Annotated in this window: 25 protein-coding genes and 2 pseudogenes; 18 read left to right on the top strand and 9 right to left on the bottom strand. The window is 69.9% G+C overall.

Annotation, left to right across the window (positions count from 1 at the left end):
- Window positions 1-29: 29 nt before the first annotated feature.
- The 5 genes from ACOKM3_RS07885 to ACOKM3_RS07865 all read right to left on the bottom strand — a co-directional run bounded on the left by ACOKM3_RS07885 (window position 30) and on the right by ACOKM3_RS07865 (window position 5,942).
- The gene (locus ACOKM3_RS07885) at window positions 30-1,352 is read right to left on the bottom strand and encodes an SLC13 family permease (protein ID WP_426898307.1); all 1,323 of its coding nucleotides are present in this window, start codon (window positions 1,350-1,352) and stop codon (window positions 30-32) included.
- Window positions 1,353-1,403: 51 nt separating this feature from the next.
- Window positions 1,404-2,291: a hydroxymethylglutaryl-CoA lyase gene (locus ACOKM3_RS07880; protein WP_426898305.1), complete on the bottom strand. Its 888-nt coding sequence runs from the start codon at window positions 2,289-2,291 to the stop codon at window positions 1,404-1,406.
- Window position 2,292: 1 nt separating this feature from the next.
- Window positions 2,293-3,549 carry a CaiB/BaiF CoA transferase family protein gene (locus tag ACOKM3_RS07875; RefSeq protein ID WP_426898303.1) on the bottom strand — a complete coding sequence of 419 codons (1,257 nt, stop codon included), beginning with the start codon at window positions 3,547-3,549 and terminating at the stop codon, window positions 2,293-2,295.
- A 160-nt stretch (window positions 3,550-3,709) separates the two neighbouring features.
- On the bottom strand, window positions 3,710-4,363 hold the full coding sequence (locus tag ACOKM3_RS07870; protein ID WP_426898301.1) for an IclR family transcriptional regulator: 654 nt from the start codon (window positions 4,361-4,363) through the stop codon (window positions 3,710-3,712).
- Between the two features lie 586 nt (window positions 4,364-4,949).
- Window positions 4,950-5,942, bottom strand: coding sequence for a LacI family DNA-binding transcriptional regulator (locus ACOKM3_RS07865; protein ID WP_426906732.1), 993 nt, complete (start codon window positions 5,940-5,942; stop codon window positions 4,950-4,952).
- A 211-nt stretch (window positions 5,943-6,153) separates the two neighbouring features.
- Between ACOKM3_RS07865 and iolC the strand changes: the two genes are divergently transcribed.
- The 10 genes from iolC to ACOKM3_RS07815 all read left to right on the top strand — a co-directional run bounded on the left by iolC (window position 6,154) and on the right by ACOKM3_RS07815 (window position 17,681).
- A complete protein-coding gene (gene iolC / locus ACOKM3_RS07860; RefSeq protein WP_426898299.1) occupies window positions 6,154-7,110 on the top strand; it encodes a 5-dehydro-2-deoxygluconokinase in 957 nt (318 codons plus the stop codon).
- Complete coding sequence (locus ACOKM3_RS07855) at window positions 7,097-7,984, top strand: Cgl0159 family (beta/alpha)8-fold protein (protein ID WP_426898297.1); 888 nt, start codon at window positions 7,097-7,099, stop codon at window positions 7,982-7,984. Before iolC ends, ACOKM3_RS07855 begins: the two co-directional genes overlap by 14 nt.
- Complete coding sequence (iolB, locus tag ACOKM3_RS07850; RefSeq protein ID WP_426898295.1) at window positions 7,981-8,868, top strand: 5-deoxy-glucuronate isomerase; 888 nt, start codon at window positions 7,981-7,983, stop codon at window positions 8,866-8,868. Before ACOKM3_RS07855 ends, iolB begins: the two co-directional genes overlap by 4 nt.
- Window positions 8,868-10,745: a 3D-(3,5/4)-trihydroxycyclohexane-1,2-dione acylhydrolase (decyclizing) gene (iolD, locus tag ACOKM3_RS07845; RefSeq protein WP_426898293.1), complete on the top strand. Its 1,878-nt coding sequence runs from the start codon at window positions 8,868-8,870 to the stop codon at window positions 10,743-10,745. The genes iolB and iolD overlap by 1 nt, the downstream gene beginning before the upstream one ends.
- Before the next feature lie 26 nt (window positions 10,746-10,771).
- Window positions 10,772-12,265, top strand: a complete 1,494-nt coding sequence (locus tag ACOKM3_RS07840) for a CoA-acylating methylmalonate-semialdehyde dehydrogenase (protein WP_426898291.1) — start codon at window positions 10,772-10,774, stop codon at window positions 12,263-12,265.
- A 76-nt stretch (window positions 12,266-12,341) separates the two neighbouring features.
- Window positions 12,342-13,292 (top strand): TIM barrel protein, encoded by a 951-nt coding sequence (locus ACOKM3_RS07835; RefSeq protein ID WP_426898290.1) that lies wholly within the window; start codon window positions 12,342-12,344, stop codon window positions 13,290-13,292.
- Between the two features lie 9 nt (window positions 13,293-13,301).
- Window positions 13,302-14,729 (top strand): sugar porter family MFS transporter, encoded by a 1,428-nt coding sequence (locus ACOKM3_RS07830; protein WP_426898288.1) that lies wholly within the window; start codon window positions 13,302-13,304, stop codon window positions 14,727-14,729.
- Between the two features lie 95 nt (window positions 14,730-14,824).
- Complete coding sequence (locus tag ACOKM3_RS07825; protein WP_426898286.1) at window positions 14,825-15,841, top strand: Gfo/Idh/MocA family protein; 1,017 nt, start codon at window positions 14,825-14,827, stop codon at window positions 15,839-15,841.
- Window positions 15,838-16,704, top strand: coding sequence for a sugar phosphate isomerase/epimerase family protein (locus ACOKM3_RS07820; RefSeq protein ID WP_426898284.1), 867 nt, complete (start codon window positions 15,838-15,840; stop codon window positions 16,702-16,704). Before ACOKM3_RS07825 ends, ACOKM3_RS07820 begins: the two co-directional genes overlap by 4 nt.
- Window positions 16,701-17,681, top strand: a complete 981-nt coding sequence (locus tag ACOKM3_RS07815) for a sugar phosphate isomerase/epimerase family protein (RefSeq protein WP_426898282.1) — start codon at window positions 16,701-16,703, stop codon at window positions 17,679-17,681. Before ACOKM3_RS07820 ends, ACOKM3_RS07815 begins: the two co-directional genes overlap by 4 nt.
- Window positions 17,682-17,703: 22 nt before the next feature.
- Here the strand turns inward: ACOKM3_RS07815 and ACOKM3_RS07810 are convergent, their stop codons facing one another.
- Complete coding sequence (locus tag ACOKM3_RS07810) at window positions 17,704-17,955, bottom strand: DUF3500 domain-containing protein (protein WP_426898280.1); 252 nt, start codon at window positions 17,953-17,955, stop codon at window positions 17,704-17,706.
- 121 nt (window positions 17,956-18,076) lie between these two features.
- Between ACOKM3_RS07810 and ACOKM3_RS07805 the strand changes: the two genes are divergently transcribed.
- Window positions 18,077-18,979 carry a DUF3626 domain-containing protein gene (locus ACOKM3_RS07805; protein WP_426898278.1) on the top strand — a complete coding sequence of 301 codons (903 nt, stop codon included), beginning with the start codon at window positions 18,077-18,079 and terminating at the stop codon, window positions 18,977-18,979.
- A pseudogene (locus ACOKM3_RS07800) lies at window positions 18,966-19,118 on the top strand (IS5/IS1182 family transposase); the annotation flags it as partial. The gene ACOKM3_RS07805 and the pseudogene ACOKM3_RS07800, both read left to right, overlap by 14 nt.
- On the opposite strand, the gene ACOKM3_RS07795 reads toward ACOKM3_RS07800, so the two are convergent.
- Both ACOKM3_RS07795 and ACOKM3_RS07790 read right to left on the bottom strand, forming a co-directional pair.
- Window positions 19,096-19,503, bottom strand: a complete 408-nt coding sequence (locus ACOKM3_RS07795) for a site-specific integrase (protein ID WP_426907036.1) — start codon at window positions 19,501-19,503, stop codon at window positions 19,096-19,098. The pseudogene ACOKM3_RS07800 and the gene ACOKM3_RS07795 overlap by 23 nt on opposite strands.
- Complete coding sequence (locus tag ACOKM3_RS07790; protein ID WP_426898276.1) at window positions 19,496-19,927, bottom strand: hypothetical protein; 432 nt, start codon at window positions 19,925-19,927, stop codon at window positions 19,496-19,498. Before ACOKM3_RS07790 ends, ACOKM3_RS07795 begins: the two co-directional genes overlap by 8 nt.
- A gap of 264 nt (window positions 19,928-20,191) precedes the next feature.
- Between ACOKM3_RS07790 and ACOKM3_RS07785 the strand changes: the two genes are divergently transcribed.
- The 4 genes and pseudogenes from ACOKM3_RS07785 (at window position 20,192) to ACOKM3_RS07770 (ending at window position 21,393) form a co-directional block, all read left to right on the top strand.
- On the top strand, window positions 20,192-20,716 hold the full coding sequence (locus tag ACOKM3_RS07785) for an integrase core domain-containing protein (protein ID WP_426898274.1): 525 nt from the start codon (window positions 20,192-20,194) through the stop codon (window positions 20,714-20,716).
- An 86-nt stretch (window positions 20,717-20,802) separates the two neighbouring features.
- Window positions 20,803-21,228, top strand: coding sequence for a DUF5753 domain-containing protein (locus tag ACOKM3_RS07780; protein ID WP_426906731.1), 426 nt, complete (start codon window positions 20,803-20,805; stop codon window positions 21,226-21,228).
- Window positions 21,206-21,253, top strand: a pseudogene (locus ACOKM3_RS07775) (hypothetical protein); the annotation flags it as partial. The gene ACOKM3_RS07780 and the pseudogene ACOKM3_RS07775, both read left to right, overlap by 23 nt.
- Before the next feature lie 5 nt (window positions 21,254-21,258).
- Entirely contained in the window at window positions 21,259-21,393 is a 135-nt protein-coding gene (locus tag ACOKM3_RS07770) for a DUF397 domain-containing protein (RefSeq protein WP_426906730.1), read from the top strand.
- Here the strand turns inward: ACOKM3_RS07770 and ACOKM3_RS07765 are convergent.
- Window positions 21,380-21,997 carry a TetR/AcrR family transcriptional regulator gene (locus ACOKM3_RS07765; protein WP_426898272.1) on the bottom strand — a complete coding sequence of 206 codons (618 nt, stop codon included), beginning with the start codon at window positions 21,995-21,997 and terminating at the stop codon, window positions 21,380-21,382. The genes ACOKM3_RS07770 and ACOKM3_RS07765 overlap by 14 nt on opposite strands.
- A gap of 131 nt (window positions 21,998-22,128) precedes the next feature.
- On the opposite strand from ACOKM3_RS07765, the gene ACOKM3_RS07760 reads away from it, so the two are divergent.
- Entirely contained in the window at window positions 22,129-23,343 is a 1,215-nt protein-coding gene (locus tag ACOKM3_RS07760; RefSeq protein ID WP_426898270.1) for a cytochrome P450, read from the top strand.
- Between the two features lie 65 nt (window positions 23,344-23,408).
- Window positions 23,409-25,010, top strand: coding sequence for an APC family permease (locus ACOKM3_RS07755; protein ID WP_426898268.1), 1,602 nt, complete (start codon window positions 23,409-23,411; stop codon window positions 25,008-25,010).
- Window positions 25,011-25,032 lie beyond the last annotated feature (22 nt).

The following is a 25,032-nucleotide window of genomic DNA, read 5'->3' as shown; positions in this document are numbered from 1 at the left end:
GCTTCTGGCAGAGGTCTGAGGGGCCGATGTCACAGTGAGGAGGGCGCGAGGACCGTCGCCCAGGCGAGCAGTGGCGCTCCGGTGATTACGAGGGCGGTGTAGCCGAACATCTTCCGCTGGAAGCGCTGCTTGTCGTCGACCTGTGCCTGGGCGAGGACGATGACGCCGTTGGTGGAGTACGGGCTGACGTCGACGACCGTCGAGCAGAACGCGAGCGCGAGGACGAAGCCGACGGCGCTCAGTCCGCCGCCTGCCTCCAGGAGTGGGAAGGCGACCGGGAGCGCGATGCCCAGCGTGCCGATCGACGAGCCGAAGGCGGAGACCACGGCGACGACGAAGCAGAGCAGCAGAGCCGCGAGGAGTGGATTGCCGAGGGCGGCGGCGCCGTCCCCGAGCAGGTCGAGGGTCTTGTTCTGCTCCAGGACCGCCATGTACGTCAGCATCCCGGACACCAGGAGTACGGCCGACCAGCCGATGTCGTCGGACGCCTCCTTGTGGCCGGTCGGCCGTGCGAGCATCAGGGCGGCGGCGATGACGAGCGCACAGACGCCGACGTCCAGGCCGAAGACGGCCGACCCGACGATCAGGCCGAGCATTCCGGTGAGGGTGAGGACCCGGATCGGGGTGGCGCGTACGGCGGTCGACGTAACGGTCCCGGTCGGGGCGAGGGTCTGTGGTGTCGCCGTCATCGTCCCGCCACCGCCTGGCGCCGTCGACGGCTCCGGCAGCTGTACGCGGTCCTCGTCCGGGCTGTCCGCGTGCCGCAGCAGATCGCGTCCCAGCACGAAGAAGAGGACCGAAGCCAGTGCCACATTCAAGGCGAACGGCACGGCGAACAGGAGCAGCGGACCGAGTTCGATCCCCGCCTTGGAGGCCATGTCCCGCGTGAACGCCCCGTAGACCGTGATCGGGGAGAACGCGCAGCTCAGAGCGCCATGGCTGAGCATCATGCCCATGAGGAGCGGGCTGATGCGGTAGCGGGCGGCGATGGGCATCGCGATCGGCGCGAGCATGGCGACGGCGAGCACGGAACCGAGCGACATCAGCAGCCCGGCGAGCAGGAACATCAGCCACACGATCGCCCAGCGGCGACCGCGCACGGCCCGCAGCGAGATGGCGACGACCAGGTCGATGGTGCCGTTCACGCGGGCCACGCCGAACAGCAAAGTGATGCCGACCAGCAGGACGAACGTGTCGCCGGGGAACGCGCCGAAGATGTCCTCGATGTCGATACCCGAGGCCGCCCCGACCAGGAAGGCGGCGACAAACGCGAGGATGCCCATGTTGATGGGGGTGAGCGTGGCGACCGCGAAGAGGGCCACGAGGGCGAGCAGGGAGAGCGCCTGGACCATGGGGACGGCCTTTCCAGGGGCGGGAGTTGGGGTGTTCGAGGGGTGAGGGAATCAGGCGGCGACCGGCTCGGCCCGGGCCAGGCAGGCGCGCACCAGGCCGACCGCATCCGCGAGAGCGGCTTCGTCGATGCCGGTGTGTACGCCGCGGGAGTGGAGGTGGGCGACGAGTTCCTCCGTCGCCAGGTTGCCGTGGGCGCCGGGGGCGAAGGGGCAGCCGCCGTAGCCGCCGGCGGCGGAGTCGAAGCGGGTCACGCCGGCGTCGAGGGCGGCGTCGACCGTGTGCAGGGCCTGGCCTCGGGCGTTGTGCAGGTGCAGCCCGAAGTCGATGCCGGGGAAGGCGGAACGGACCGCACGCAGGGAGCGCATGACCTGTTCGGGGGTGGCGGTGCCGAGGGTGTCGGCGAGGCCGACACGCGTGATGCCCATGTCGGCGAACCCGCGTACGACGTCGGCCAGTTGGGATGCCGGAACCTCGCCGTCGAAGGGGCAGACGAACGCCGTGGCGACACCGGCGGTGAAGACGGCGTCCGGATACTCGGACGCGGCCCGCGCGACCGCGTCACCGATCCCCGCCAGCGCCTCTTGCGTACTGCGTCCCGCATTGGCGCGGCTGTGCCCCTGCCCCGCCGAGGCCACCACGGTGATCTCCCGCGCCCCCGCCGCGACCGCGCGCTCGACCCCGCGCGCGTTGAGGGCGAGCACGCTGTACCGCACTGGGTCGTCCTTCGGCAGGCCCGCGATCATCTCCTCGGCCCCCGCCATCTGCGGCACACGGGCCGGGTTGACCACCGAGGCGGCCTCGATGGAGCGCAATCCTGCGGCTGAGAGCGCTTCCGCGATGGCGATCCGGTCGCGTACGGGTACGAAGACGGGTTCGTCCTGCAGGCCGTCGCGGAGGACCACGTCCGTGAGGAGGACTGCGTCGGAGGTGCCGGGCATCTCAGATCACCTTCCGCTCGCGCAGCGCGGCGATCCGCACGGCGTCGTACCCGAGCAGCGAGCCCAGGATGTGGTCGGTGTGCGCGCCCAGTTCGGGCCCTGCCCAGCGCACTTCCCCCGGCGCTCCGGGGAGCTTCGGTACGACACCGGGCAGGCGGATCTCCTCTTCCTCCTCCTCGACGGCGATCTTCATCGGACGCAGCATGCCGCGTGCCTCGTAGTGCGGGTCGCGGGTGATGTCCTCGGCGTCGTACACAGGACCAGCCGGTACACCCGCCTCGCTCAGCTCGGCGACGGCCTCGCCGGCGGTGCGCTGTACGGTCCACTCCCGGATGGCGCCGTTGAGTTCGGGCTCGCGGGCGTCGCGGGCGGTGCCGTCTGCGAGTTCGGGATCGCTGCCCAGGTCGGAGCGGCCGACGAGGGCCATCAGGCGGGCGAAGACGCTGCTGGCGTTGCCCGAGATCATCACGGTGCCGCCGTCGCGGGTCGGATAGCTTCCGCTGGGTACGACGCCGGGCAGATTGCCGGCGGTGCGCTCGCGCACCACGCCGTACGCGTCGTAGTCGGGGATCAGCGACTCCATCGCCATGAACACCGACTCGTACAGGGCGACATCCGCCACCCGCGGGCCGCCGTGCTCCTGGCCGCGGGCGCGTCCGAGCAGCAGCATCAGCGCGCCGATCGCACCGTAGAGTCCCGCGAGGCTGTCGCCGACGGGGGCCGCGGGCCGCACCGGCTCGCGGTCCGGGTAGCCGGTGACGTGCCGCAGCCCGCCGAACGCCTCGGCCACGCCGCCGAATCCGGCCCGGTCGCGGTACGGGCCCGTCTGCCCGTAACCCGATATGCGGACCAGGACGAGATCGGGGTTGGCGGCGGTGAGTTCGTCCGGGCCGAGGCCCCAGCGCTCCAGCGTCCCGGGGCGGAAGTTCTCGATGACGACGTCGCAGTGCGCGGCGAGTTCGAGTGCGGTGTCCCGGCCCTCGTCGCTGCGCAGGTCGAGGGTGAGCGAGTGCTTGTTGCGGGCCATCGTGCGGAACATCATCGACGTGTCGCCGCGCGTGCGCCGCCAGCCCCTCAACTCGTCCCCGCTTCCCGGCCGTTCGATCTTGATCACCTGTGCGCCGAAGTCGGCGAAGATGCGGGCGGCGAACGGGGCGGCGATGAAATTGCCGAGTTCGAGGACGCGGATGCCGGAGAGGGGAAGTCGGCCTGCGGGGGTGGGGGAGCCGGGATGTGGGCTGTCGGTGTCGACCGTCACTCGTGAGTCCCTTCACGGAGCAGCTCTCAAATATTGAGAATCTCTACTCAATTTGCGAGAGGTTGGCGACGTGACCGTAAGCGCGCATGCGTGCGCGGGCAAGGGAGTGCGCAGAAGGTTTTTGGGATGCGAGGGCGGTGGGGTGCCCGGTTCGCGGATGTCAGTGGGTGGCGATGGCGCGCGCGACGCGCGCCGCGGCGGCCGCCACGAGATGGCCGTACAGCGCCCCCGGCCCGCCGTCGCCGGCGCGCGCCACAGGGGCGGCGACGCACACGGCGGCGACCGCCTCGCCGTGCAGGACGACGGGCGCGCTCACTGAACACAGCCCGGGCGTACGACGCGAGACACTCTCGCACCAGCCCCCGGTCACACCGCCGAGGAGAACTTGCGCTGCCGAACCGCCGTCGGCCAGCGGCAACCGAGTCCCGGCGGGCAGCGTCGCCCGCAGCTCCTGCCGCGAGTCGATGGTGATCAGACAGAGCCGGTCCGTGCCCCTGCGCACCCACACCTGAGCCGTCTCACCGGTCTCCTCCCGCAGTTCGTCGAGCATGGGCTCGGCTGCGCCGGCCAACGCGGACACCGCGAACCGCTCCCCGGTGTGGTGCCGCCCCTCGGTGTCGCGCCGCAGGAGCCCGTGCCGCACCATCGCCCCCGCGAGCCGGTGCGCCGTCGGCACCGACAGGCCCAGATGCCGGGCCAACTCGCTCGACCCCATGGGCGCTCGCTCGACCGCGTCGAGTATCGCGATCACCCGGTCGAGCACTCCGATCCCGGTGACCAGACTCGAAGGCGCATTCACCTGGCGTTCCGTCACGGACCGGACCATAACCGGGCGACAGTGCGGGAGGCCAGCACTTCACTGCAGGGAGGGCGGTCGCCCCCGTTGTAGGACGCTCCCGCAGTCGCGGAGCCTGTTGTGTGGTCAGACGGTCGTGGCTGCCGCTGGGGCGAAGGCGACCTTCTCGGCGGCCTTGTTGATGATGCCGGTGGCGTCGTCGCCCTGGTGGAGGTGTGCGGGGTGCAGTACAGGAAGGGATGATGTCCCACGAAGTGGCGGAGACGGCCCGGCTCATGGGGTTGCGTGTGTGTGGGAAGCCGTGGCGGCGGGGGCCGCTGGTCGTTGTTCGCCACGGATTGAGGAGCCCGAGCCTCTGGCGCCTGGCGGGTGCGCACGGCGGCTGCCGTGTTCGAGCATGACTAGGTGTGTTGTTCTGACGCGTTGGTGACGCGGCTGGCGCGTGTGTGGCCGCATCCGTCCACGCACTGGGCGCGGTCGGCGTGTACGTGGATGGCCACAGGTCGTCGTCCTTGCCCCCGCTCCACCATGCCCACGCGGGGGATTGCTGACTCCCGTACGCGTAGGGCGTGACTACCGGCCCTCATTCGGTGTGGTGGCCGGTTCAGGCCGTCGGCTTGCCGCTCGTGTCCCGTACGACGAGCTTCGGGTCGATGACGGCCTCCCGGACGTCCAGCGTCTCGTCCTCCAGTCGTTCCACCGCGAAACGCACCGCTTGTTCGGCCATGAGGACGGCGTCCTGGCGGACCGTGGTCAGCGCGACGGGCATGAGGTGGGACAGGTGGCTGTCGTCGTAGCCGACGACGGAGACCTCGTCCGGGACGTCAACGCCCGCCCGCGCGAACGCCATCAACAGGCCCATCGCGCTACGGTCGTTGGAGGCGAAGATCGCCGACGGCAGCGGTGTTCCTTGCTCGCGCTCGGTCAGCAGCATCCGTCCCGCCTCGATGCCCGCGTCCTCGGTGTGGCTGCCGGGAATGACCCGTGCCGCGTCCTGCAGATCGTGCCGTCGCATCGCCGCTCGGTAGGCGCGGCGCCGCTCGGCCGAGCCCGGATCGCGGCCCCCGTCGACGTGCGTGATGCGCCGGTGGCCGAGCGCGACGAGATGGTCCATGGCCTCCCGTACGCCCTTGTTCTCGGCCGTGAAGACGCTGTCGAGCCGGGCGTCGCGCACCCGCCGGCCGACGGTGACCGCCACGGTGCGCGCGCCCAGCGCTTCAAGCTGCGCCTGCTCCGCCCGCGGGCCGAGCAGGATGACGGCCTCGCAGCGGTGGGCCAACAGTGCCTCGACGGCCTGCGCCTCGTCACGCCCCGGAGCCGTCGCCGACAGCAGCACCTCGTAGCCGCGCCGCTCGGCCTCGGGGTAGATCCCCTCCACGAGGTCGGCCTGGAACGGCTGGTGCACGGTGAACAGGACGCCCAGGGTGCGGCTGCGTCCCCGGGCGAGGAGCCGCGCCGCGTTGTCGGGCCGGTAGCCGATCTCCTCGGCCACGCGCAGCACCCGGTCACGCGTCTCCTGACCCGCCCCCGGCTGGTTGCGGAACACGATCGACACCAGCGCCCGCGACACCCCCGCCCTCTCGGCGACGTCCGCCATCGTGGGGCGATGCTTGCCCGTCTCGCTCACCTGTGACTCCACACCTCTCGCCGTGCGTCCACGAAATCTCGCGGCAACAACCTATTGACATGACATTTGAACAGGGGTCATCGTACTCGAACTAGAGCGCGCTAGTAGAGCGCGACAGTGAGTTCGTTGTCCGGTCTCGCACCGGTACTTGCCTCGTCCTGAGCGAAGGGACCCCCGCGTGATGTCGTTCGAAGTGCTGACCATGGGCCGTGTCGGAGTGGATGTGTATCCGCTCCAGACGGGAGTGGGTCTTGCCGAGGTCGCCTCGTTCGGCAAATATCTGGGCGGCAGCCCGACCAATGTCGCTGTGGCGGCCGCACGGCACGGGCACCGCACCGCGGTGATCACCAAGACCGGCCGCGACCCCTTCGGCGACTTCGTCAGGACCGCGCTCGACGGCTACGGCGTCGACACCCGCTACGTCGGCACCTCGGACATCGCGCCGACGCCGGTCACGTTCTGCGAGATCTTCCCGCCGGACGACTTCCCGCTGTACTTCTACCGGCAGCCCAAGGCGCCTGATCTGGACATCGAGCCGGGCGAGTTGGACCTCGACGCCGTGCGCACCGCTGACATCCTCTGGGTCACCGGCACCGGGCTGAGCGAGGAGCCGAGCCGCTCGGCCACCCTCGCGGCCCTCGCCCACCGGGCGAAGGCGGGCACCACGGTCTTCGACCTGGACTGGCGCCCCGTGTTCTGGAAGGACCCCGCCGAGGCCCGTACGTACTACGCCGAGGCGCTTCGGCACACCACGGTCGCGGTCGGCAACCGCGAGGAGTGCGAGGTGGCCACGGGGGAGCGCGAGCCCCTGGCCGCAGCGAAGGCGCTGCTCGCGGCCGGAGTCGAGCTGGCGGTGGTGAAGCAGGGGCCGAGGGGTGTCCTGGCGATGGACCGGGACGGCTCGGTCTCCGAGATCCCGCCGGTCCCCGTGGACGTCGTGAACGGACTCGGCGCGGGCGACGCCTTCGGCGGCGCGCTCTGCCACGGCCTCCTTTCCGGCTGGGACACCCGGCGCACCGTCTCCTTCGCCAATGCGGCGGGAGCCGTCGTCGCGGGCCGGCTCTCGTGTGCCGACGCCATGCCCGCCGAGTCCGAGGTCGAGTCCAAGCTGAAGGAGGTGGCGGATGCTGTCCGCTGACAAGTCGTGGATGGCCGACCGGATCGTCCGCACCCGCGTGAACGACCCGGCAGCCGTCGCCGCGGCGGCAGCCCGCCGGGTGCGGGCGACATCGCCCTTCGGCGAGCACGGCAAGGTGATGATCATCGCCGCGGACCACCCGGCGCGCGGTGCGAACGCCGTCGGCGGGGACCCGTCGGCGATGGCCGACCGCTTCGAGCTTCTTGAGCGCATGTGCACCGCGCTGGAACGGCCGGGCGTGACCGGGGTGTTGGCGACCGCCGACATCCTGGAGGACCTGCTGCTGCTCGGCGTCCTCGACGGCAAGAGCGTGTTCGGGTCGATGAACCGCGCGGGCCTGGCGGGTTCGACGTTCGAGATCGACGACCGGTTCACCGGGTACGACGCGCAGGCCGTCGCGGAGATGGGCTTCGACGGCGGCAAGATGCTCACCCGCATAGCGTTGGACGACCCCGCGACGCCCTCCGCCCTGGAGAACACGGCGCGGGCCGTCGATCAGCTCAACGACCGCCGACTGATCGCCATGGTCGAACCGTTCATGTCCGCATGGCAGCGGGACGGCCGGATCCGCAACGACCTGACCACGGATGCCGTCATCAAGTCGGTGACCATCGCTTCGGGCCTGGGGCGGCGCTCCGCGTACACGTGGCTGAAGCTGCCGGTCGTCGACGACATGGAGCGCGTGCTCGCCTCCTCGACGCTGCCCGCCGTGCTGCTCGGCGGCGAGGTCAAGGACGCCGAGGCCGCCTTCGCCTCCTGGGGCAAGGCCCTCAAGCTTCCCACCGCGCAGGGCCTGACCGTCGGCCGCTCCCTGCTCTACCCCTCCGACGGCGATGTCGCCGGCGCGGTGGACCGGGCGGTGGGGCTGCTGTGAGCCGCTGCACCGACACCAGCAAGTACCACCTCTCGAAGGGCACGTCGGCCGCCGGGGCGTACGACCTGGAGGTCACGCCCGAGTCCGCGGGCTGGGGCTACTCGGGGCTGCGCATCGTGACACTGGCGCCCGGCGAGTCCCACACCTTCACTACCGGGGACGCCGAATTCCTGGTGCTCCCGTTGCAGGGTTCCGCGACCGTCTCCGTGGCCGGCGAGACCTTTGAACTGGCGGGACGGAACGGGGTGTTCGCCTCCGCGACGGACTTCGCGTACGTGCCCCGGGCCACGGAAGCCGTTGTGGCGAGCGTGTCCGGGGGCCGGTTCGCGCTGCCCTCCGCACGCACCGAGCGTGACCTGCCCGCCCGCTACGGGCCGGTCGAGAACGTGCCGGTCGAGCTGCGCGGGGCCGGGGCCTGCTCGCGGCAGGTGAACAACTACTGCCTGCCGCACACCTTCGACGCCGACCAGCTGTTGGTGTGCGAGGTCCTGACACCCGGCGGGAACTGGTCGTCGTACCCGCCGCACAAGCACGACGAGGCGGTCCCGGGCGAGCAGTCGGAGCTGGAGGAGATCTACTACTTCGAGCTCGACGGGGGCGAGAACGCCTTCGGCTACCAGCGCGTGTACGGGACCGAGGATCGGCCGCTCGAGGTCCTGGCCGAGGTCCGGGACGGCGACACGGTGCTCATCCCGCACGGCTGGCACGGCCCGTCGATCGCGGCGCCCGGTTACGACCTGTACTACCTCAACGTGATGGCCGGCCCCGGCCAGGACCGCGCCTGGCTGATCTGCGACGACCCGGCCCACGGCTGGGTCCGCTCCACCTGGACGACGCAGGACGTCGATTCCCGGCTGCCCTTCGGGCCCAAGGAGAACCACTGATGGAAACGATCAGGCTGACCACGGCCCAGGCCCTGGTGCGCTTCCTGGCCAACCAGTACAGCGAGCGTGACGGCCAGGAGCAGCGGCTGATCCCCGGCGCCTGGGGCATCTTCGGGCACGGCAACGTGGCCGGGATCGGCCAGGCCCTCCTCCAGGCGGCGGCCACGGGCGAGGCCGATCTGCCGTACTACCTGGCGCGCAACGAGCAGGGCATGGTGCACGCCGCGGTGGCCTACGCGAAGATGCGCGACCGGCTCGCGGCCTTCGCCTGCTCCGCGTCCACCGGACCCGGCTCGACGAACATGATCACCGGTGCGGCGCTGGCGACGACCAACCGGATCCCGGTCCTGCTGCTGCCGTCCGACATGTTCGCGACGCGTGCGGCCGACCCCGTGCTCCAGCAGTTGGAGGACACCCGCGCCGGGGACACCACGGTGAACGATGCCTTCCGGGCGGTGTCGAAGTACTTCGACCGGATCACGCGGCCCGAGCAGCTGATCCCTGCTGCTCTCGCGGCGATGCGGGTGCTGACCGACCCGGCCGAGACCGGCGCCGTCACGCTGGCGCTGCCGCAGGACGTGCAGGCCGAGGCGTACGACTGGCCGACGGAGTTCTTCCGCAGGCGGGTGTGGCACATCGGCCGCCCGGTCCCCGAGGCCGCCGCGGTCGAGAGGGCTGCCGCGCTGCTCAAGAACGCGAAGAAGCCGCTAATCGTCGCGGGCGGCGGCGCCGTCTACTCCGGCGCCGAGATCCAGCTGCGGGCCTTCGCGGAGACCACCGGCATCCCGGTCGCCGACACCCACGCGGGCAAGGGCGCGGTGCCGTGGGACCACCCGTGCGCCGTCGGCGGCCTCGGCTCCACCGGCGCCTACGCGGCCAACGAGCTGGCCCGAGAGGCCGATGTGGTGCTCGGCATCGGCACCCGTTACTCCGACTTCACCACCGCCAGCCACACCGTCTTCGGCAACCCCGATGTCACCTTCGTCAACCTCAACGTCGCCCGCCTCGACGCGGTCAAGCACTCCGCCGAACCGCTCGTGGCCGACGCCCGCCTCGGCATCGACGCCCTCGCGTCCGCCCTCGCCGACTGGCAGGTCTCGCCGGAGTACCGGGTGCACACCCGCCAACTCATCACCCGCACACGGGAGATCGAGGAGAAGTGCTTCGCGGTGGGGCACACGCCGCTGCCCGCCCAGACGGAGATCCTCGGAGCGCTGAACGACAGCCTCGACGACCGCGCCGTGGTGATCAACGCGGCCGGGTCGATGCCCGGCGACCTGCAACAGCTTTGGCGGGCCCGCGACCCGAAGGCGTACCACGTCGAGTACGCGTACTCCTGCATGGGCTACGAGGTCGCCGCCGGCGTCGGCGCCAAGATGGCCGACCCGTCCCGTGAGGTCGTCGTCCTCGTCGGCGACGGCTCGTACCTGATGATGGCCCAGGAGATCGTCACCATGATCTCCGAAGGACTGAAGGTCATCATCGTCCTCGTCCAGAACCACGGTTTCGCCTCCATCGGTGCCCTGTCCGAGTCCCTCGGCTCCCAGCGGTTCGGCACCAAGTACCGCTACCGGCAGCAGAGTTCCGGGCAGCTCGACGGTGACGTGCTCCCCGTCGACCTGGCTGCCAACGCCGCCTCGCTCGGCGCCGACGTCCTGCACGCCGCCACCGTGGACGAGTTCCGCACCGCGATGGACAAGGCCAAGGCCGCCGACCGCACCACCGTCGTGCACGTCGAGACCGACCTCTACGGCCCCAACCCGCCCGGCCACGGCTGGTGGGACGTGCCGGTCAGCGAGGTCTCCGCCCTCGAATCCACCCGCAGCGCATACGAGACGTACGCGGCCCAGAAGCAGGCCCAGCGCCACTACCTGTAGCGCCACTACTTGTAAGGAACCTCAGCGTGAAGACCATTCAGCACTGGATCGACGGCGCGGCCGCACCCGTACAGGGCGACACCGTCCCCGTGTTCAACCCGGCCACCGGCGCCGAGCAGGCACGCGTCGCCCTCGGCGGCGGCGCGGAGGTCGACGCCGCCGTGCAGGCCGCGGCCCGCGCCTTCGAGGGCTGGTCCGAGTCCTCGGTGAGCCGGCGTACGCAGGTGATGTTCGCCTTCCGACAGCTGCTCGTCGAGCACGAGGAGGAGCTGGGCCGGATCATCTCGGCCGAGCACGGCAAGACCGTCGACGACGCGCGCGGGGAGATCGTGCGCGGCCGGGAGGTCGTCGAGTACGCCTGCGGCCTCGGCGACGTCCTCAAGGGCTCCTTCTCCGACCAGGTCTCCCGCGGCGTCGACGTGCACAACTTCCGTCAGCCGCTCGGAGTGGTCGCGGGCATCACCCCGTTCAACTTCCCGGCGATGGTGCCGCTGTGGATGCATCCCATTGCCATCGCGACCGGCAACACCTTCATCCTCAAGCCGAGCGAGCGTAACCCGTCCGCCGCCCAGTTCGTCGCGGAGCTCTACAAGAAGGCCGGTCTGCCGGACGGTGTCTTCAACGTCGTGCACGGCGGCAAGGACGCGGTCGACGCCATCCTCGGCCACCCCGGGATCGAGGCCGTCTCGTTCGTCGGCTCGACGCCGATCGCGCGGTACGTGCACGAGCGGGCCACGTCGGCGGGCAAGCGGGTTCAGGCGCTCGGCGGTGCCAAGAACCACGCCGTCGTCCTGCCCGACGCCGACCTGGAGTTCGCCGCCAATCACATCACCGCAGGCGCCTACGGATCGGCGGGGGAGCGGTGCATGGCCGTCTCCGTCGCGGTCGCCGTCGGCGACGTGGCCGACTCTCTTGTCGAGGTCCTGCAGCACAAGGCCCGCGAAGTGCAGGTCGGCCCTGGTGAAGCCGAAGGCACCGAGATGGGCCCGCTGATCACGGAGGCCGCCGTCGCGCGCGTCGAGAACGGTGTCGCGACCGCCGCCGCCCAGGGCGCCACCGTCCTCGTCGACGGCCGCGGCCTCAAGGTCGAGAACCACGAGAACGGCTTCTTCACCGGCCCCTCCCTCCTGGACCACGTGACGGCCGAGATGGACGCGTACAAGGACGAGCTGTTCGGCCCGGTCCTCGCCGTGGTCCGCGTCGACACCCTCGACGAGGCCGTCGCCCTCATCAACGCGAACCCCTACGGCAACGGCACCGCCCTGTTCACCGACTCCGGCGAGGCCGCCCGTCGCTTCCAGCGCGGCGTCAAGGTCGGCATGATCGGTGTCAACGTGCCGGTGCCCGTCCCGATGTCGTACTACTCCTTCGGCGGCTGGAACGACTCCCTCATCGGCGACTCGCCCGTGCACGGCGAGGAAGGCGTCCGCTTCTACACCCGCCCCAAGGTCGTCACCACCCGCTGGCCGCAGCCGCGCCAGCACACGGCCGCCGGGTTCAGCTTCCCCACGTCGCACTGAGACTCCACACCACCCATCCACCCATCCACCCATCCACCCATCCACCTGCTCCACCGACACGACCGAAGGGCACACCATGGCAACGGCGCCAACCCCGCTGCGCACCACCGTCGGCAACCTCTGTCTCGGCTCGGCCCCGGACTCCTGGGGCATCTGGTTCCCCGAGGACGAGCACCAGGTCCCGTACACCCGCTTCCTCGACGAACTCGCCGAGGCCGGGTACGAGTGGCTGGAGCTGGGCCCGTACGGTTACCTGCCCACCGAACCGGCCTCACTGGCGGGGGAGTTGGGCGAGCGGGGCCTCAAGGTCTCCGGCGGCACCGCCTTCGGCGCGCTGCACCGCCCCGAGGCATGGGACGACATGCTCGCCCACGTCCGCCAGGTCGCCACGCTGACCGCCGCGGCCGGCGCGCACCACCTGGTCCTCATCCCGCCCATGTACCGCGACGAGAAGACCGGCGCCTTCACGGAGTCCCCGGAGCTGACCGCCGAGCAGTGGGCCGGGTTCGGGAAGGCGGCCGACCGGCTCGGCAAGCTGCTGCTCGACGAATACGACGTACGCCTCGTCCTGCACCCGCACGCCGACAGCCACATCCAGACGCAGCCCGAGATCGAGCGCCTGCTCAACGAGTCCGACGCGCGGTACACGAACCTGTGCCTGGACACCGGTCACGTCGCCTACGGGGGTGGCGACAACCTGGACCTCATCCGCCGCTTCGGCGAGCGCGTCGGCTACGTCCACATCAAGCAGATGGACCCGCAGGTGCTCGCCCAGGTCGCCGCCGAGGACCTGTCGTTCGGCGAGGCCGTCAAGCGCGGTGTGTGCGTGACGCCGCCCGCGGGCGTACCGGACCCGGCCTCCGTCGTCGACGAACTGGCCAAGCTGGATGCCGAGTTGTTCGTCGTGGTCGAGCAGGACCTGTACCCGTGCGCCCCCGACACACCGTTGCCCATCGCCGTACGCACCCGCGAGCACCTCGCCGGATGCGGACTGACCGGAACCCGTCGCCCCAACCTCACCCGGTAGGAGGCCGCCATGGACGTGAAGGACGACACGCCCACGGCCCCGCCCGCCGGGACCGACACCACGTCGGACCGCGCGGCGAGCCGCCGACTGCGGGTCATCACCGTCATCGCCACCTTCGGTGGCCTGCTGTTCGGCTACGACACCGGTGTCATCAACGGTGCGCTGCCGTACATGAGCGACGACCTCGGGCTCAGCCCGCTCACCGAGGGCATGGTGACCAGTTCACTGCTGCTCGGCGCCGCTCTCGGTTCCGTCGTCGGCGGGCGGCTCTCCGACGCCCGCGGCCGGCGCCGCAACATCCTGCTGCTCGCCGTCCTGTTCTTCGTCGGCGCGCTGGCCTGCACGCTCGCACCGACCACCGCGTTCATGGTGGTGGCTCGGTTCGTGCTCGGCCTCGCAGTCGGTGGCGCCTCCGTGACGGTCCCCGTGTACCTCGCCGAGGTGTCACCTGCGGAGCGCCGTGGCGCGCTCGTCACCCGCAACGAACTCATGATCGTGACAGGCCAGTTGCTGGCGTTCACCTTCAACGCGATCATCGCGCGGGTGGGTGGCGAGTCCGGCGGTGTGTGGCGCTGGATGCTCGTGATCTCCACGCTGCCGGCCGTTGTTCTCTGGTTCGGCATGCTGGTGATGCCCGAGAGCCCTCGATGGCTGGCCTCGCAGGGCCGCTTCGGGGACGCGCTGAAGGTGCTGCGGCAGGTCCGCTCGCAGCAGCGCGCCGAAGCCGAACTCGCCGAGGTCACCGCTCTGTCCGTGAAGGACGACGAGCAGGGGCTCGGCGGCTGGCAGGACCTCAAGGCCACCCCCTGGATCCGCAAACTGATGCTCGTGGGCTTCGGTATCGCGATCGTGCAGCAGGTCACGGGCGTGAACACGATCATGTACTACGGCACGGAGATCCTCACCGACGCCGGATTCGCCTCCGACAGCGCGCTGACCGCCAACATCGCCAACGGCGTCATCTCGGTCACCGCCACCTTCGTCGGCATCTGGCTGCTGGGCCGGGTCAACCGCCGCCCGATGCTGATGGTCGGTCAGCTCGGAACGATCACTGCACTGTTGCTGATCGGGGTGTTCTCCCTGGTCCTGCCGGAGGGCGAGGGGCGTGCGTACGCCGTGCTCGCCATGACGGTCACGTTCCTCGCCTTCCAGCAGGGCGCGATCTCGCCGGTGACCTGGCTGACGCTGTCGGAGATCTTCCCCATGCGGATGCGTGCCTTCGGGATGGGCGTCGCCGCGGTGGTCCTGTGGCTGACCAACTTTACGATCGGCCTGGTCTTTCCCTCGCTGGTCTCCGGCATGGGCATCTCCGCCACGTTCTTCCTCTTCGTGGCCCTCGGCCTGGTCGCCCTCGCCTTCGTAAAGAAGTACATGCCCGAGACCAGGGGCCGCAGCCTCGAGAACCTGGAGGCGGACCTCAAGGCCCGCTTCTCCTGAGCACCCCCGCTTGGTCCCTCCACTTCAGACATCTCCTTACCCACCCATGCCCCGGGCCGACCGCGCCCGGGGCCCGCAGAAAGGCAGGACACCCCATGACAGTGCGCGTAGGGGTCATCGGCGCCGGATGGATCGGTCAGGAACACATCCGACGCCTCACCGACGTCGTCACCGGAGCCCGTGTCACCGCCGTCACCGACATCGACGCCGAGCGTGCCGCGCAGGCCGCCGCAGGACCCGGTGCTCGTGTGTACGCGGACGGGGCCGCGCTCGTCGCGGCCGACGACGTCGACGCCGTGCTGGTCACCTCCTGGGGCCCCACGCACGCCGAGCACGTCCTGAACGCGATCGCCGCGGGCAAGCCGGTCTTCTGCGAGAAGCCCCTCGCGACGACGGCAGAGGACTGCCTGAGGATCACCGAGGCCGAGATCGCCCACGGGCGGCGCCTCGTCCAGGTCGGCTTCATGCGCCGCTTCGACCACGGTTACCGCCAGCTGAAGGACGTCATCGACTCCGGCCGCGTAGGAGAGCCGCTGGTGGTGCACTGCGCCCACCGCAACCCGACCGTTCCCGAGTCGTACACCTCCGACATGGCCGCCCTCGACACCGCCGTCCACGAGATCGACGTACTGCGCTGGCTCCTGGACGACGAAATCGTCTCCACCCAGGTCGTCACCCCGCGCTCCACGAGCAAGCGGTTCGCACACCTCAAGGACCCGCAGATCATGCTCTTCGAGACCGCGAAGGGCACCCGCATCGACCTCGAGGTCTTCGTCAACTGCCAGTACGGCTACGACATCCAGTGCGAGGTCGTCGCCGAGGACGGCCTCGTCCGGCTGCCCGACCCGGCGGCCGTCGGCGTGCGGACGGCCGGGCAGCACAGCACCGAGGTCCTCACCGACTGGGTGGGGCGCTTCGAGGCCGCGTTCGACACCGAGTTCCGCGAGTGGATCGCCGGCGTCGCGGCGGGCGCCGAGCCCACCGGTCCCTCCGCCTGGGACGGCTACGCCGCCACCGTCATCACCAGCGGCACCGCCGAGGCCCTCACCTCCGGTGACGTTATCAGCACCGACATGAAGCCCCGTCCCGTCTTCTACGGAGGCACCGCGTGAAGATCGCCCTCGACCCGTACATGTTCCGTGCGCTGCCCATCGACGAGATGGTGCGCACCGTCGCCGAACTCGGCTACGAGTACATCGAGTTGTCGCCCCGCGACGACTTCATGCCCTTCTTCCTGCACCCGCGCGCGGACGACGCCCGCGTCGCCGAACTCAAGAACGCCCTGCGGACGCACGGGGTGCGGCTGTCGTCGGTGCTGCCGCTGTACAAGTGGTCCTCGCCGGACGAAACGGAACGCCGGGCGGCGGTCCGCTACTGGAAGCGCATGATCGAGATCGCTGCGGACCTCGAAGTCCCGCTGATGAACTCGGAGTTCAACGGTCGGCCGGAACGCGCCGCGGACAGCGAGGCCGCGTTCTGGCGCTCCATGGAGGAACTGCTCCCGGTCTTCGAGCGGGAGGGCATCGCCCTCAACCTCGAGGCCCACCCGGACGACTTCTGCGAGGAGAACGCCCCCGCGGTCGACCTGGTCCGCGCCATCAACAAGCCGTGGGTGAACTACCTCTACTGCGCCCCGCACACCTTCCACCTGTCGGGGGCGGACCCGAAGGCGGACATCGCGGCGATGATGCGCTACGCGGGCGACAAGCTCCAGCACGTACACATCGCGGACTCCTTCAACCACAAGGGCTCCTCCGGCCTGCGCTACATCATGAACCCGCCCGGCACCCCCGCCCGCATCCACCAGCATCTGGACATCGGCCAGGGCGAGGTGGACTGGGACACCTTCTTCGGCACCCTGCGCGAGCTGAACTTCGACGGCGTCGCCACCGCCTGCGTCTTCGCCTGGGAGGAACGCGCCCGCGACTCCTCGGCGTTCATGCTCGACCGGATCCGCAAGGAACTCGTCGGATGAGGCTCGGCGTCTACACCGCGATCCTGCACGACCGCCCGCTCCGCGAAGCCCTGGAGACCATCGCCTCCCTCGGCCTGACCGGCGCCGAGATCAACGCGGGCGGCTTCCTGCCCACACCTCATCTCCCGGTGGAGGACCTCCTGTCGGGCGCGCTGGCCCCGGCGGAGTACCTGAAGGTCTTCACCGACACCGGAGTGGAGCTCACGGGCCTCAACATCAACGGCAACCCGCTGGACCCAGACCCGGTCGCCGGCCCCCGGCACGCCGACGACCTGCGGCGCGCCATCCGGGTCGCGGGGCTGCTCGGCGTGGACAGGGTGGTCACCATGTCCGGACTGCCCGCCGCCGAGCCGGGCGGCACGACACCCGCCTGGAACGTCAATCCGTGGCACAGCGCCTACCTGGACTCCCTGGAGTACCAGTGGGAGCAGGTCGCTGTCCCGTTCTGGCGTGACATCGAGGCTCTGGCCGCCGAACACGGAGTCAAGGTGTGCATCGAGATGCACCCACAGAACCTCGTGTTCAACCCGGCGACCCTCAAGCGCCTGGTCCAGCGGACCGCCGCACACCACATCGGCGCCGAGTTGGACCCCAGCCACCTCTTCTGGCAGGGCATCGACCCCATCGCGGCGATCGAGGACCTCGGCCCGCTGGTCTTCCACGCGGCAGCCAAGGACACCCGGATCAACGACCGGTGCCGGGTCAACGGCGTACTCGACGACCGCTTCACCCGGGTGACGGAGAACCCCATAGGGCTCGGCGGAGGCTGGACACTGAACCGCTGGCCCACGGAGTCGAGCTGGGACTTCGTAGCCATCGGCCGAGGCCACGACGAGTCCTTCTGGCGCGATTTCCTGGACGCGCTGCGCCGGGTCGACCCGGGGATGGCCGTGAACATCGAGCACGAGGACGTGGAACTGGGCCCGCTGGAAGGACTCGAGGTGGCTGCCCGGACCTTGCTGGCGGCCAGCACCTGACAGGACGCGTCGTCCGTGGCCGTCACTGGTGGTGCGGAGACGTCAAGTAGTGCTGCCGCAGCAGTTCGCGGCTGTAGTCATTGCCGTTGGGGGTGCGGATGGCGGAGTGGACGTGCTTCTGGTGCGTTCCGTCGGCCCGGTTCTTGCGGTACGCGCCGCCCAGCGGCCCCGCCACGTGGCAGTCGACCTCGATCCACACGACCGGACTGCGGACGCGCAGGTAGAAGGCGGCGTCGTCGACTGTGGCGCCGATCCACGCGTGTACCGTACGCACGGTAGGCGGCTAGCAGTTAAGAGACCGTCTTGATTGGCGATCAATGGTCTGTGCCGCCCGGGCTGGCCGCCGGTAGACAATCCGAGTGCACGGGTTGATCAGCTTGAGGAACACTGTCCGGATGAGTTCTGGAACCTCCCCAACGGCGCAGGAACGTGCCCTTCGACATGTCGCGGAGTTGGCGTCGGGCCCTCCGATCGACGCGTCGCTGCGGGTGACCCTCAACTTCCACCCGGACCGTCTGTTGCACGGCAAGCTGCTCTTGGACTCCCTGGCCGAGGACGGCGTCTATCGCTCGCAGTTCGTCACCGGGACGAGTAACGGCGGACTGACCGCGTATCCCGGTGGAGACCGTTGGCGTTGGGAAAGCCGGATCTTCAGCGGAGCATACGACGATGCGCCTGTTCATGAGCGGCCTGTTTACGGGGCGTTGAACTTCCGACGCAAGCTGGTCGGCGGAGCGCCACGGTTCGGCTCCGCGCACTTCCGGCTGAGTGCCGAAACCCTGACGCGGACCACGTTCTGCTACCCGGACAGTTTCCTTGAGCCCTCGGATTTTGGCGTGGCGTCCCGGATGGGGCTCATCGAGCTAGCTCTCGCCGACCGCCAGGACGATCTCGATGACTACATCGAGGCCCAGGTACACGGCCCGGTGCGGCCGAACTGCCATGTGGAGGCGCTGGTCCTGGACCCCTGCTACCAAGGCACGGCCGTCGAGACCGCGGCCCTGCGCCTTGGCTGCCCCGTGGAGTGGCACCGCGGGTTCCGTCTGACAGTTCAGGAACTTCGCCGTCACCCCGACTTCCGCGGCCAGGAGTACGTCGAGTTGGGCATGCAGATCGCGGTCGACGGTGTACTCGATCCTCGAATCATCGGAGATGCCGCGCGCGCCGGCCTCCATGACTCTCAGGCAGTCAAGAAGGTGTGGCACTACCTGGCGCGTTTCGGAGCGCCTCGGAAGGTCGCTGATCGGCTGGCAAGTGAGGCACCAACGGATGGGGCTGCCCTCGATGGCCTTCGTTGAGGAGCTGGTGCCGGAAGGACTGTGGGAGCTATTCCGGGCGGTGAGACCGCCGATCCCCACGAGGCCGCAAGGCGGCGGCCGTCGGCGAGCTGATGACCGCGCGGTACTGGCCGCGATCATCTTCGTCGCCACATCGGGGTCTCGGGTGGGCCGAGGTGGAGGTGGTTGTTGCCGATGGCGGTCAGGGACCAGCGCACGTAGAGGCGGTGTTCGGCGAGGTGGACGTCGTGCCAGTGCAGGCCGAGTGCCTCGCGGCGGCGCAGTCCGGTGCCGATCATCAGCTCGAACAGGTCGGTGACCTGGTCGGTGTAGGCGGTGGCGTTGTACCGCAGGAACGCGGCTGCCTGTTCCGGCGTCCGGCAGCTGCGTTCGGGTGCGGCGGTCCGGGCTGGTACGGCGTAGGCGGCGGGGTTGTAGGCCAGGCGCCGGGTGCGTACGGCGGCGTTGAGGCGGTGCGCAGTGTGCCGGCGGTGGGGTAGAGGGTGACGGGGCCGCGTCCGGCGGCGCGTTGGTGGGTCAGCCATTCCTGGACGTGCCGGGCGCGAGCAGGTCGAGCAGGCGTAGTGGGCCGAAGCCGGGCAGTAGGTCGTAGTGGGCGGCCCGGGCGTAGCCGGCGGGCGTGGAGGGGCTGAGGTGTTCTTCGCGTCCGGTGAGCCATTCTTCGAGGTAGGTGCCGACGGTCAGGCGTGGTTCCTCGTAGACGCCGGTGGCCTCTCCGGTGGTGAACGAGGTCAGGGCGCGCTCGGCTTCGGTGCGGCTGGCGAATCCGGTGCGGCGTCGGGTGGTGCGTCGTCCTGGTGTGTCGGGCAGGTCGACGGCGTACGCCCAACTGCCGTGCTGGGTATCGGTCTTGAGGTGTGGGCAGCGTGGCCCGTACTGCTTGCGCTGGGCATCGCGGCAGCCGCAGGAGCGGTAGAGGCGTCCGCGGGCGAGGCGGGATGCGGTCATGAACATCCTCCTGGAATTCGACGAGAAGAGTTCTCGGTGGATGTCACGGTCCCGTGGCCCGGGGCGGGTGTAGGAGTGCGCGCAGGGTGGGGCGTGGAGGTACTGGGCTGTCATGAGTGTGCTGCGTCTTCGCCCGGGTGGCGGAATACCTCTCCCGCTCAGGTGTGTTCGAGGTTCTCCCGTCCGTGCCGTCAGCGGCGTGTGGGTTCGGAATGCGCTCGAGACGGTGGGCATACCATGAGGCTCGGGTAGGAGCGTGACTAGGTGGCAGAGTCACTAAGGTGCTCCCACAAGTTCCTGAAGGCCCAGGCCCACGGCACCCTCGCCGCTGACTTCCTAACCCTCGACACCATCTCGCTCCAGCGCCTGTACGCCTTGGTCTTCATCGAGCACGGCACCCGCCGCGTCCACCTTGTCGGCGTCACCGCCCACCTCACCGCTCAGCAGGCCAGGAACCTCACCATGACGCTGGGGTGCCGCATGGACTCGCTGTGCTTCCTGCTTCGGGGTCGGGATACGAAGTACACCCGCACCTTCGACGCCGTCTTCAAGGCCGACGACGTGGAGATCCTGCTCAGCCCGCCCCGGGCACCGAGGGCCAGCGCGATCTGCGAGAGAGTCGTGGGTACCCTCCGCCGCGAGGTACTCGACCGGATCCTGATCTACAACGAGGCCCACGCCGTGGCAGTAATGACCCAGTACATCCGGCACTACAACCGGCACCGCCCCACCAATCCCGGCAGCAACTGCCCCCGGACAGGCCCGAATCACCCGCCCCGGCCACCGTGACCGGCCTCCAGACCCACGGGATCCGGCGACGGTCCGTCCTGGGGGACTTGATCAACGAGTACCACCACGCCGCCTGATGGAACGGCATCGCCGCAGCACGCACCACTGAATCGCATTTTCGAGCGGCACAGGTGTTGAGTGAGGCGGTGTTGCACCAGGAGATCGGCGGACGGGACGTCATGCGGGCTCAACTTCAGCACCCGTTGGACCTGGAGGGCCGGGAGTGGGTGAAGGTCCAGGTGTTGCCGTTCGAGGCGGGGGCGCATGCGAGGCTGATGGGTGCGTTCGACCTGCTGCGTTTCGACGACGACCCGGACCTCGTCTACACCGAGGATTTCGTGCATGGTCACATGGCCGCCAACCCGCAGGCGCTCAGGGAGGGTTCACTCCGTTCCGATCACTTGCAGGCCGCCGCCCTCCCGGTGGCGGAGTCGGCTGCACTGATCGCCCGCGTGATGGAGGAACGGTGTGGGCCTGAGCACGAGCAACCTGGCCGACGCACAGTGGCGTAAGTCGACCTACAGCAGTGACACCGGCGGCGACTGCGTAGAAGTCGCCGAAGCCTCCGCCCCCACACCATCGCCATTCGCGACTCCAAGGACCCGACCCGCGGCTACCTCCAGGTCGGCGCGGACGCGTTCGGCGCGTTCGTGGCGTTCGCGGTCACCTCGGCGTAGCCGACGACGCGGGGGCCTCCCGTAGCAGGCCCACCGCACGTACGAGGGTGGTCACGAGCTCGTCGGCGCGATCCCGGTCGCAGCCGGCGACATACTGCAGCGTGATGCCCTCCATGCCCGCGACGACGAGCCGCGCCAGGGTCTCCGCCTCCGGGAGCGGACCCTCGCCTGCGCGCTCGGCCGCGGCCGTGAGGATCTCCGTCATCGCCGCCGCGTACGCCTCGTACGCGGCGCCGCTCCTGCCCGCCTCGCCCGGCAACCGCAGCCAGTGGAGGACGAGCTCCCACGTGGCGACCTGCTCCTCGGGGTCCTCGCCCATGCGGGCCCAGGCCGCACCGCAGGCCGCGGCCACGGCGTCCGCGACGCCGACGCTGTCCGCCGTCGCGGCCCTGACGGCGCCGATGAAGTCGCCGACCACGTAGTCGTAGACGGCTTCCATGAGCTCGTCCTTGTTCTTGAAGCAGTAGTGCAGGCTGGCCAGCGGGGCCCCCGCCTCCTCGGCGATGCGCCGGGTCGTCGCGCCGGTCACGCCGTGCTTCGTCACGACCTTCGTCGTCGCCCGGACGAACTGGCGGCGGCGCTCGGCCACCGGTGTGTGCGCCATGGGAATCCCGTCACCCCTCTTGATTCAACCTCTTGACGGTCGAGTTGGTCGCTCGACATAGTCAAGCGACCAACTCAACGTGTCAGCGCAACATACCAATGCAACGCACCTCGTGAGAACGGAAGTTCGGCATGACCGTCATTCAGGATTTCGCGAACGCCGTGACCGTCACTGACCTGGAGACCGATCCCTATCCGATCTACCGGCGGCTGCGCGCGGAGGCGCCGGTCTGCTACGTGCCCGCGGTGGACCTGTGGCTGGTGACCCGCAGGGCCGACGTCGCCGCGGTCGGCAACGACCCGGACACCTTCACCGCCGCCCTGCCCGACGCCCCGGTCAACCGCGCCTTCGGCGAGCCCAACATCCTCACCGCCACCGGGGACACCCACCGCGAGCTGCGGGGCAGCCTGGAGGGGAAGTACAAGCCGCGCGAAGTCGCCGGCTACATCGACCAGTTGGTGGAGCCGATAGTCGCCGAGCGATTGAAGGTGCTCGACGGGCTGACGGAAGTCGACCTGCTGGCCGAGTACTTCGAGCCGATATCGGTGCGAAGCCTCGCCGAGGTGCTGGGCATGGGGGAGTTCGACTCCGACACGCTGCGCCGCTGGTTCCGGGGGCTCGCCGAAGGGGCCATCAACTTCGAGCGAGACCCGGCCCGGCAGGCCGTATCCGATGCCACCGTGCAGGAGATGCTGACCGCGATGGACCCGCTGCTCACCCGGATGGAGCGCGAGCCCGACGACAGTACCCTCGCGCACATGCTGTGGTCGGGGCGGGATGCCGAGACGGGGGAGCGGGGTCCGCGCGACCGGGCGGCGGTGCTGCCGTCCCTGCGGGTGATTATCCTCGGCGGCATGCAGGAGCCGGGGCACGGCGCCGCTTCCACGCTCTACGGCCTGCTCTCCGAACCGGAGCAACTGGCCACCGTGTTGGCCGATCCGGAGGGGCAGTGCGGGACGGCCGTGGAGGAGGGCATCCGGTGGGTGTCCCCGATCGGGACCCAGGCCCGTCTGGTGACCCGGCCGACCGAACTCGGCGGCGTACAACTGCCCATGGGTGCCAAGGTCAGCGCCGTTCTCGCGTCCGCCAACCGGGACGAGGCGGTGTTCGACGAGCCCGAACTCTTCCGCCTGGACCGGCGCTCGCGCCGAAGCATGCCCTTCGGGTTCGGCCTGCACTTCTGCGTCGGCCACGCCTTCGCGCGCTCGCAGATGCGGATCGCGCTGGCCCGGCTCCTCCAGCGCTTCCCCGAGCTGCGGCTGCGGCCGGAGCAGCCGGTGGACTTCCGTGGCTGGGAGTTCAGGGCGCCGACCAGTCTGTGGGTGTCGCTCGACGGCCGCGAGTAGAACCGGCTCCGGGGTGGCGAGAGTTTTCGGTGGCGGACCCTTGCCGGAAAGTCGTTTGGGCCCGCATGATCTCCTTGCTGGTCCCGGCGGAGTTGCTCGTCCCCCTGGTGCCGCCGCACTGCGGCATGCCCGGCTTCGCCCCGAACTCCCTCCGGCACCCTCGGCTTTCCGTACGTGAGGAGCGCGACATGGCCGTCGGCCGAATCGCCGAACCAACCGACACCGCACCGCCCGGCACCACCCCCGCGGAAGGGGGTCGCCTGGGCACCGCGTCGATCGTGTTCTTCGTCGTGGCCGCGTCTGCGCCCCTCACCGTCGCGGCCGGCGGACTCCCGCAGTCTCTCGCCGTGACCGGCGTACTCGGCCAGCCACTCATCTACCTGGGCCTGGCGGCCGTCCTGATGGTGTTCGGCTCCGGGTACGCCGCGATGAGCCGACGCATCAGCGGAGCGGGCGCGTTTTACGCCTACATCGCCGCGGGTCTCGGCCGTGCCACCGGCACCGGTGCGGCCTTCGTCGCCCTGCTCGCCTACAACGCCATGCAGGTCGGCATCGCGGGCCTCTTCGGCTTCACCACCGCCGACTTCATCCGTGCCAAGACCGGTGTCGACGTCCCGTGGTGGGCGATCCTGCTGGTCACCGTGGTCGTCGTCGGCGTACTCGGCTTCCTGCGCATCGACCTCAACGCGCGTGTCCTGGTCATCCTGCTCAGCATCGAGACCCTGACCGTCCTGGTGTTCAACATCGCCGAGATCGCCACCACCCACCACCCGCTCAGCACCGAGCCGTTCACCTGGGACGCCGCCACCACCGGCGGCGTGGGCTCGGCCGCGTGCTTCGCCATCGCCGGCTTCATGGGCTTCGAATCCGGAGCCATCTACGGCCAGGAGTGCCGCGAGCCGCGGCGCACCGTCCCCCGGGCCACGTACCTCGCGGTCGCGCTGATCGGTGTCTTCTACGCGTTCACCAGCTGGGCGATGGTGGTGGGAACCGGCACCGGCAACGCGGTGCCGATGTCCGCCAAGTACGGCCCCGACCTGCTGTTCGTCCTGTCCCGCGACAGCCTCGGCGGTCTCTTCGCCGACTTCGCCCACCTGTTCCTGATCACCAGCATGCTGGCCGCGCTGATCTCCTTCCACAACGCCGTCGCCCGCTACTTCCAGGTGCTCGGCCAGGACCGCGCCCTGCCCGCCCGCCTCGGCCGCACCCACCCGCGCTTCGGCTCCCCGTACATGGGCTCCCTCGCCCAGAGCGCGCTCGCCGCCGTCGTCGTGATCGTCTTCGCGGCGCTCGGCCTCGACCCGGTGGCCACCCTCTTCACCTGGCTGACCAACGTCGGCGCGATGGGCGTCATCCTGCTGCTCGCCGCCACCTCCTTCTCCGTGATCGTCTACTTCCGCCGCCACGACGCGAGCGGCACCACCCTCTGGTCGCGGGCACTGGCCCCGCTGGTCTCCGGTGCGGTGCTCGCCGCCGTGTTCGTGGTGATCTGGGACAACTTCCCGGTGCTGCTGGGCACGGAGGGCGGCTCCCCGCTGGCGTGGATCCTGCCGGGACTCGTCATCCTGTGCCTGGTGGTGGGCGTCGCGTACGGGCTCGTGCTCAAGGTGCGGCGGCCCGAGGTGTATGCGGTGCTGGCGCGTGGCGGGGCCGACGGGGCGGCCTGAGTGCCGCCGGGCCCCGTCTCGC

The sequence above is a fragment of the Streptomyces nidicola genome (assembly GCF_050106155.1).
Classification (GTDB): Bacteria; Actinomycetota; Actinomycetes; order Streptomycetales; family Streptomycetaceae; genus Streptomyces.
Note: the sequence above shows the minus strand (reverse complement) of the source record. Positions and strands in the feature narration are given on the sequence as shown.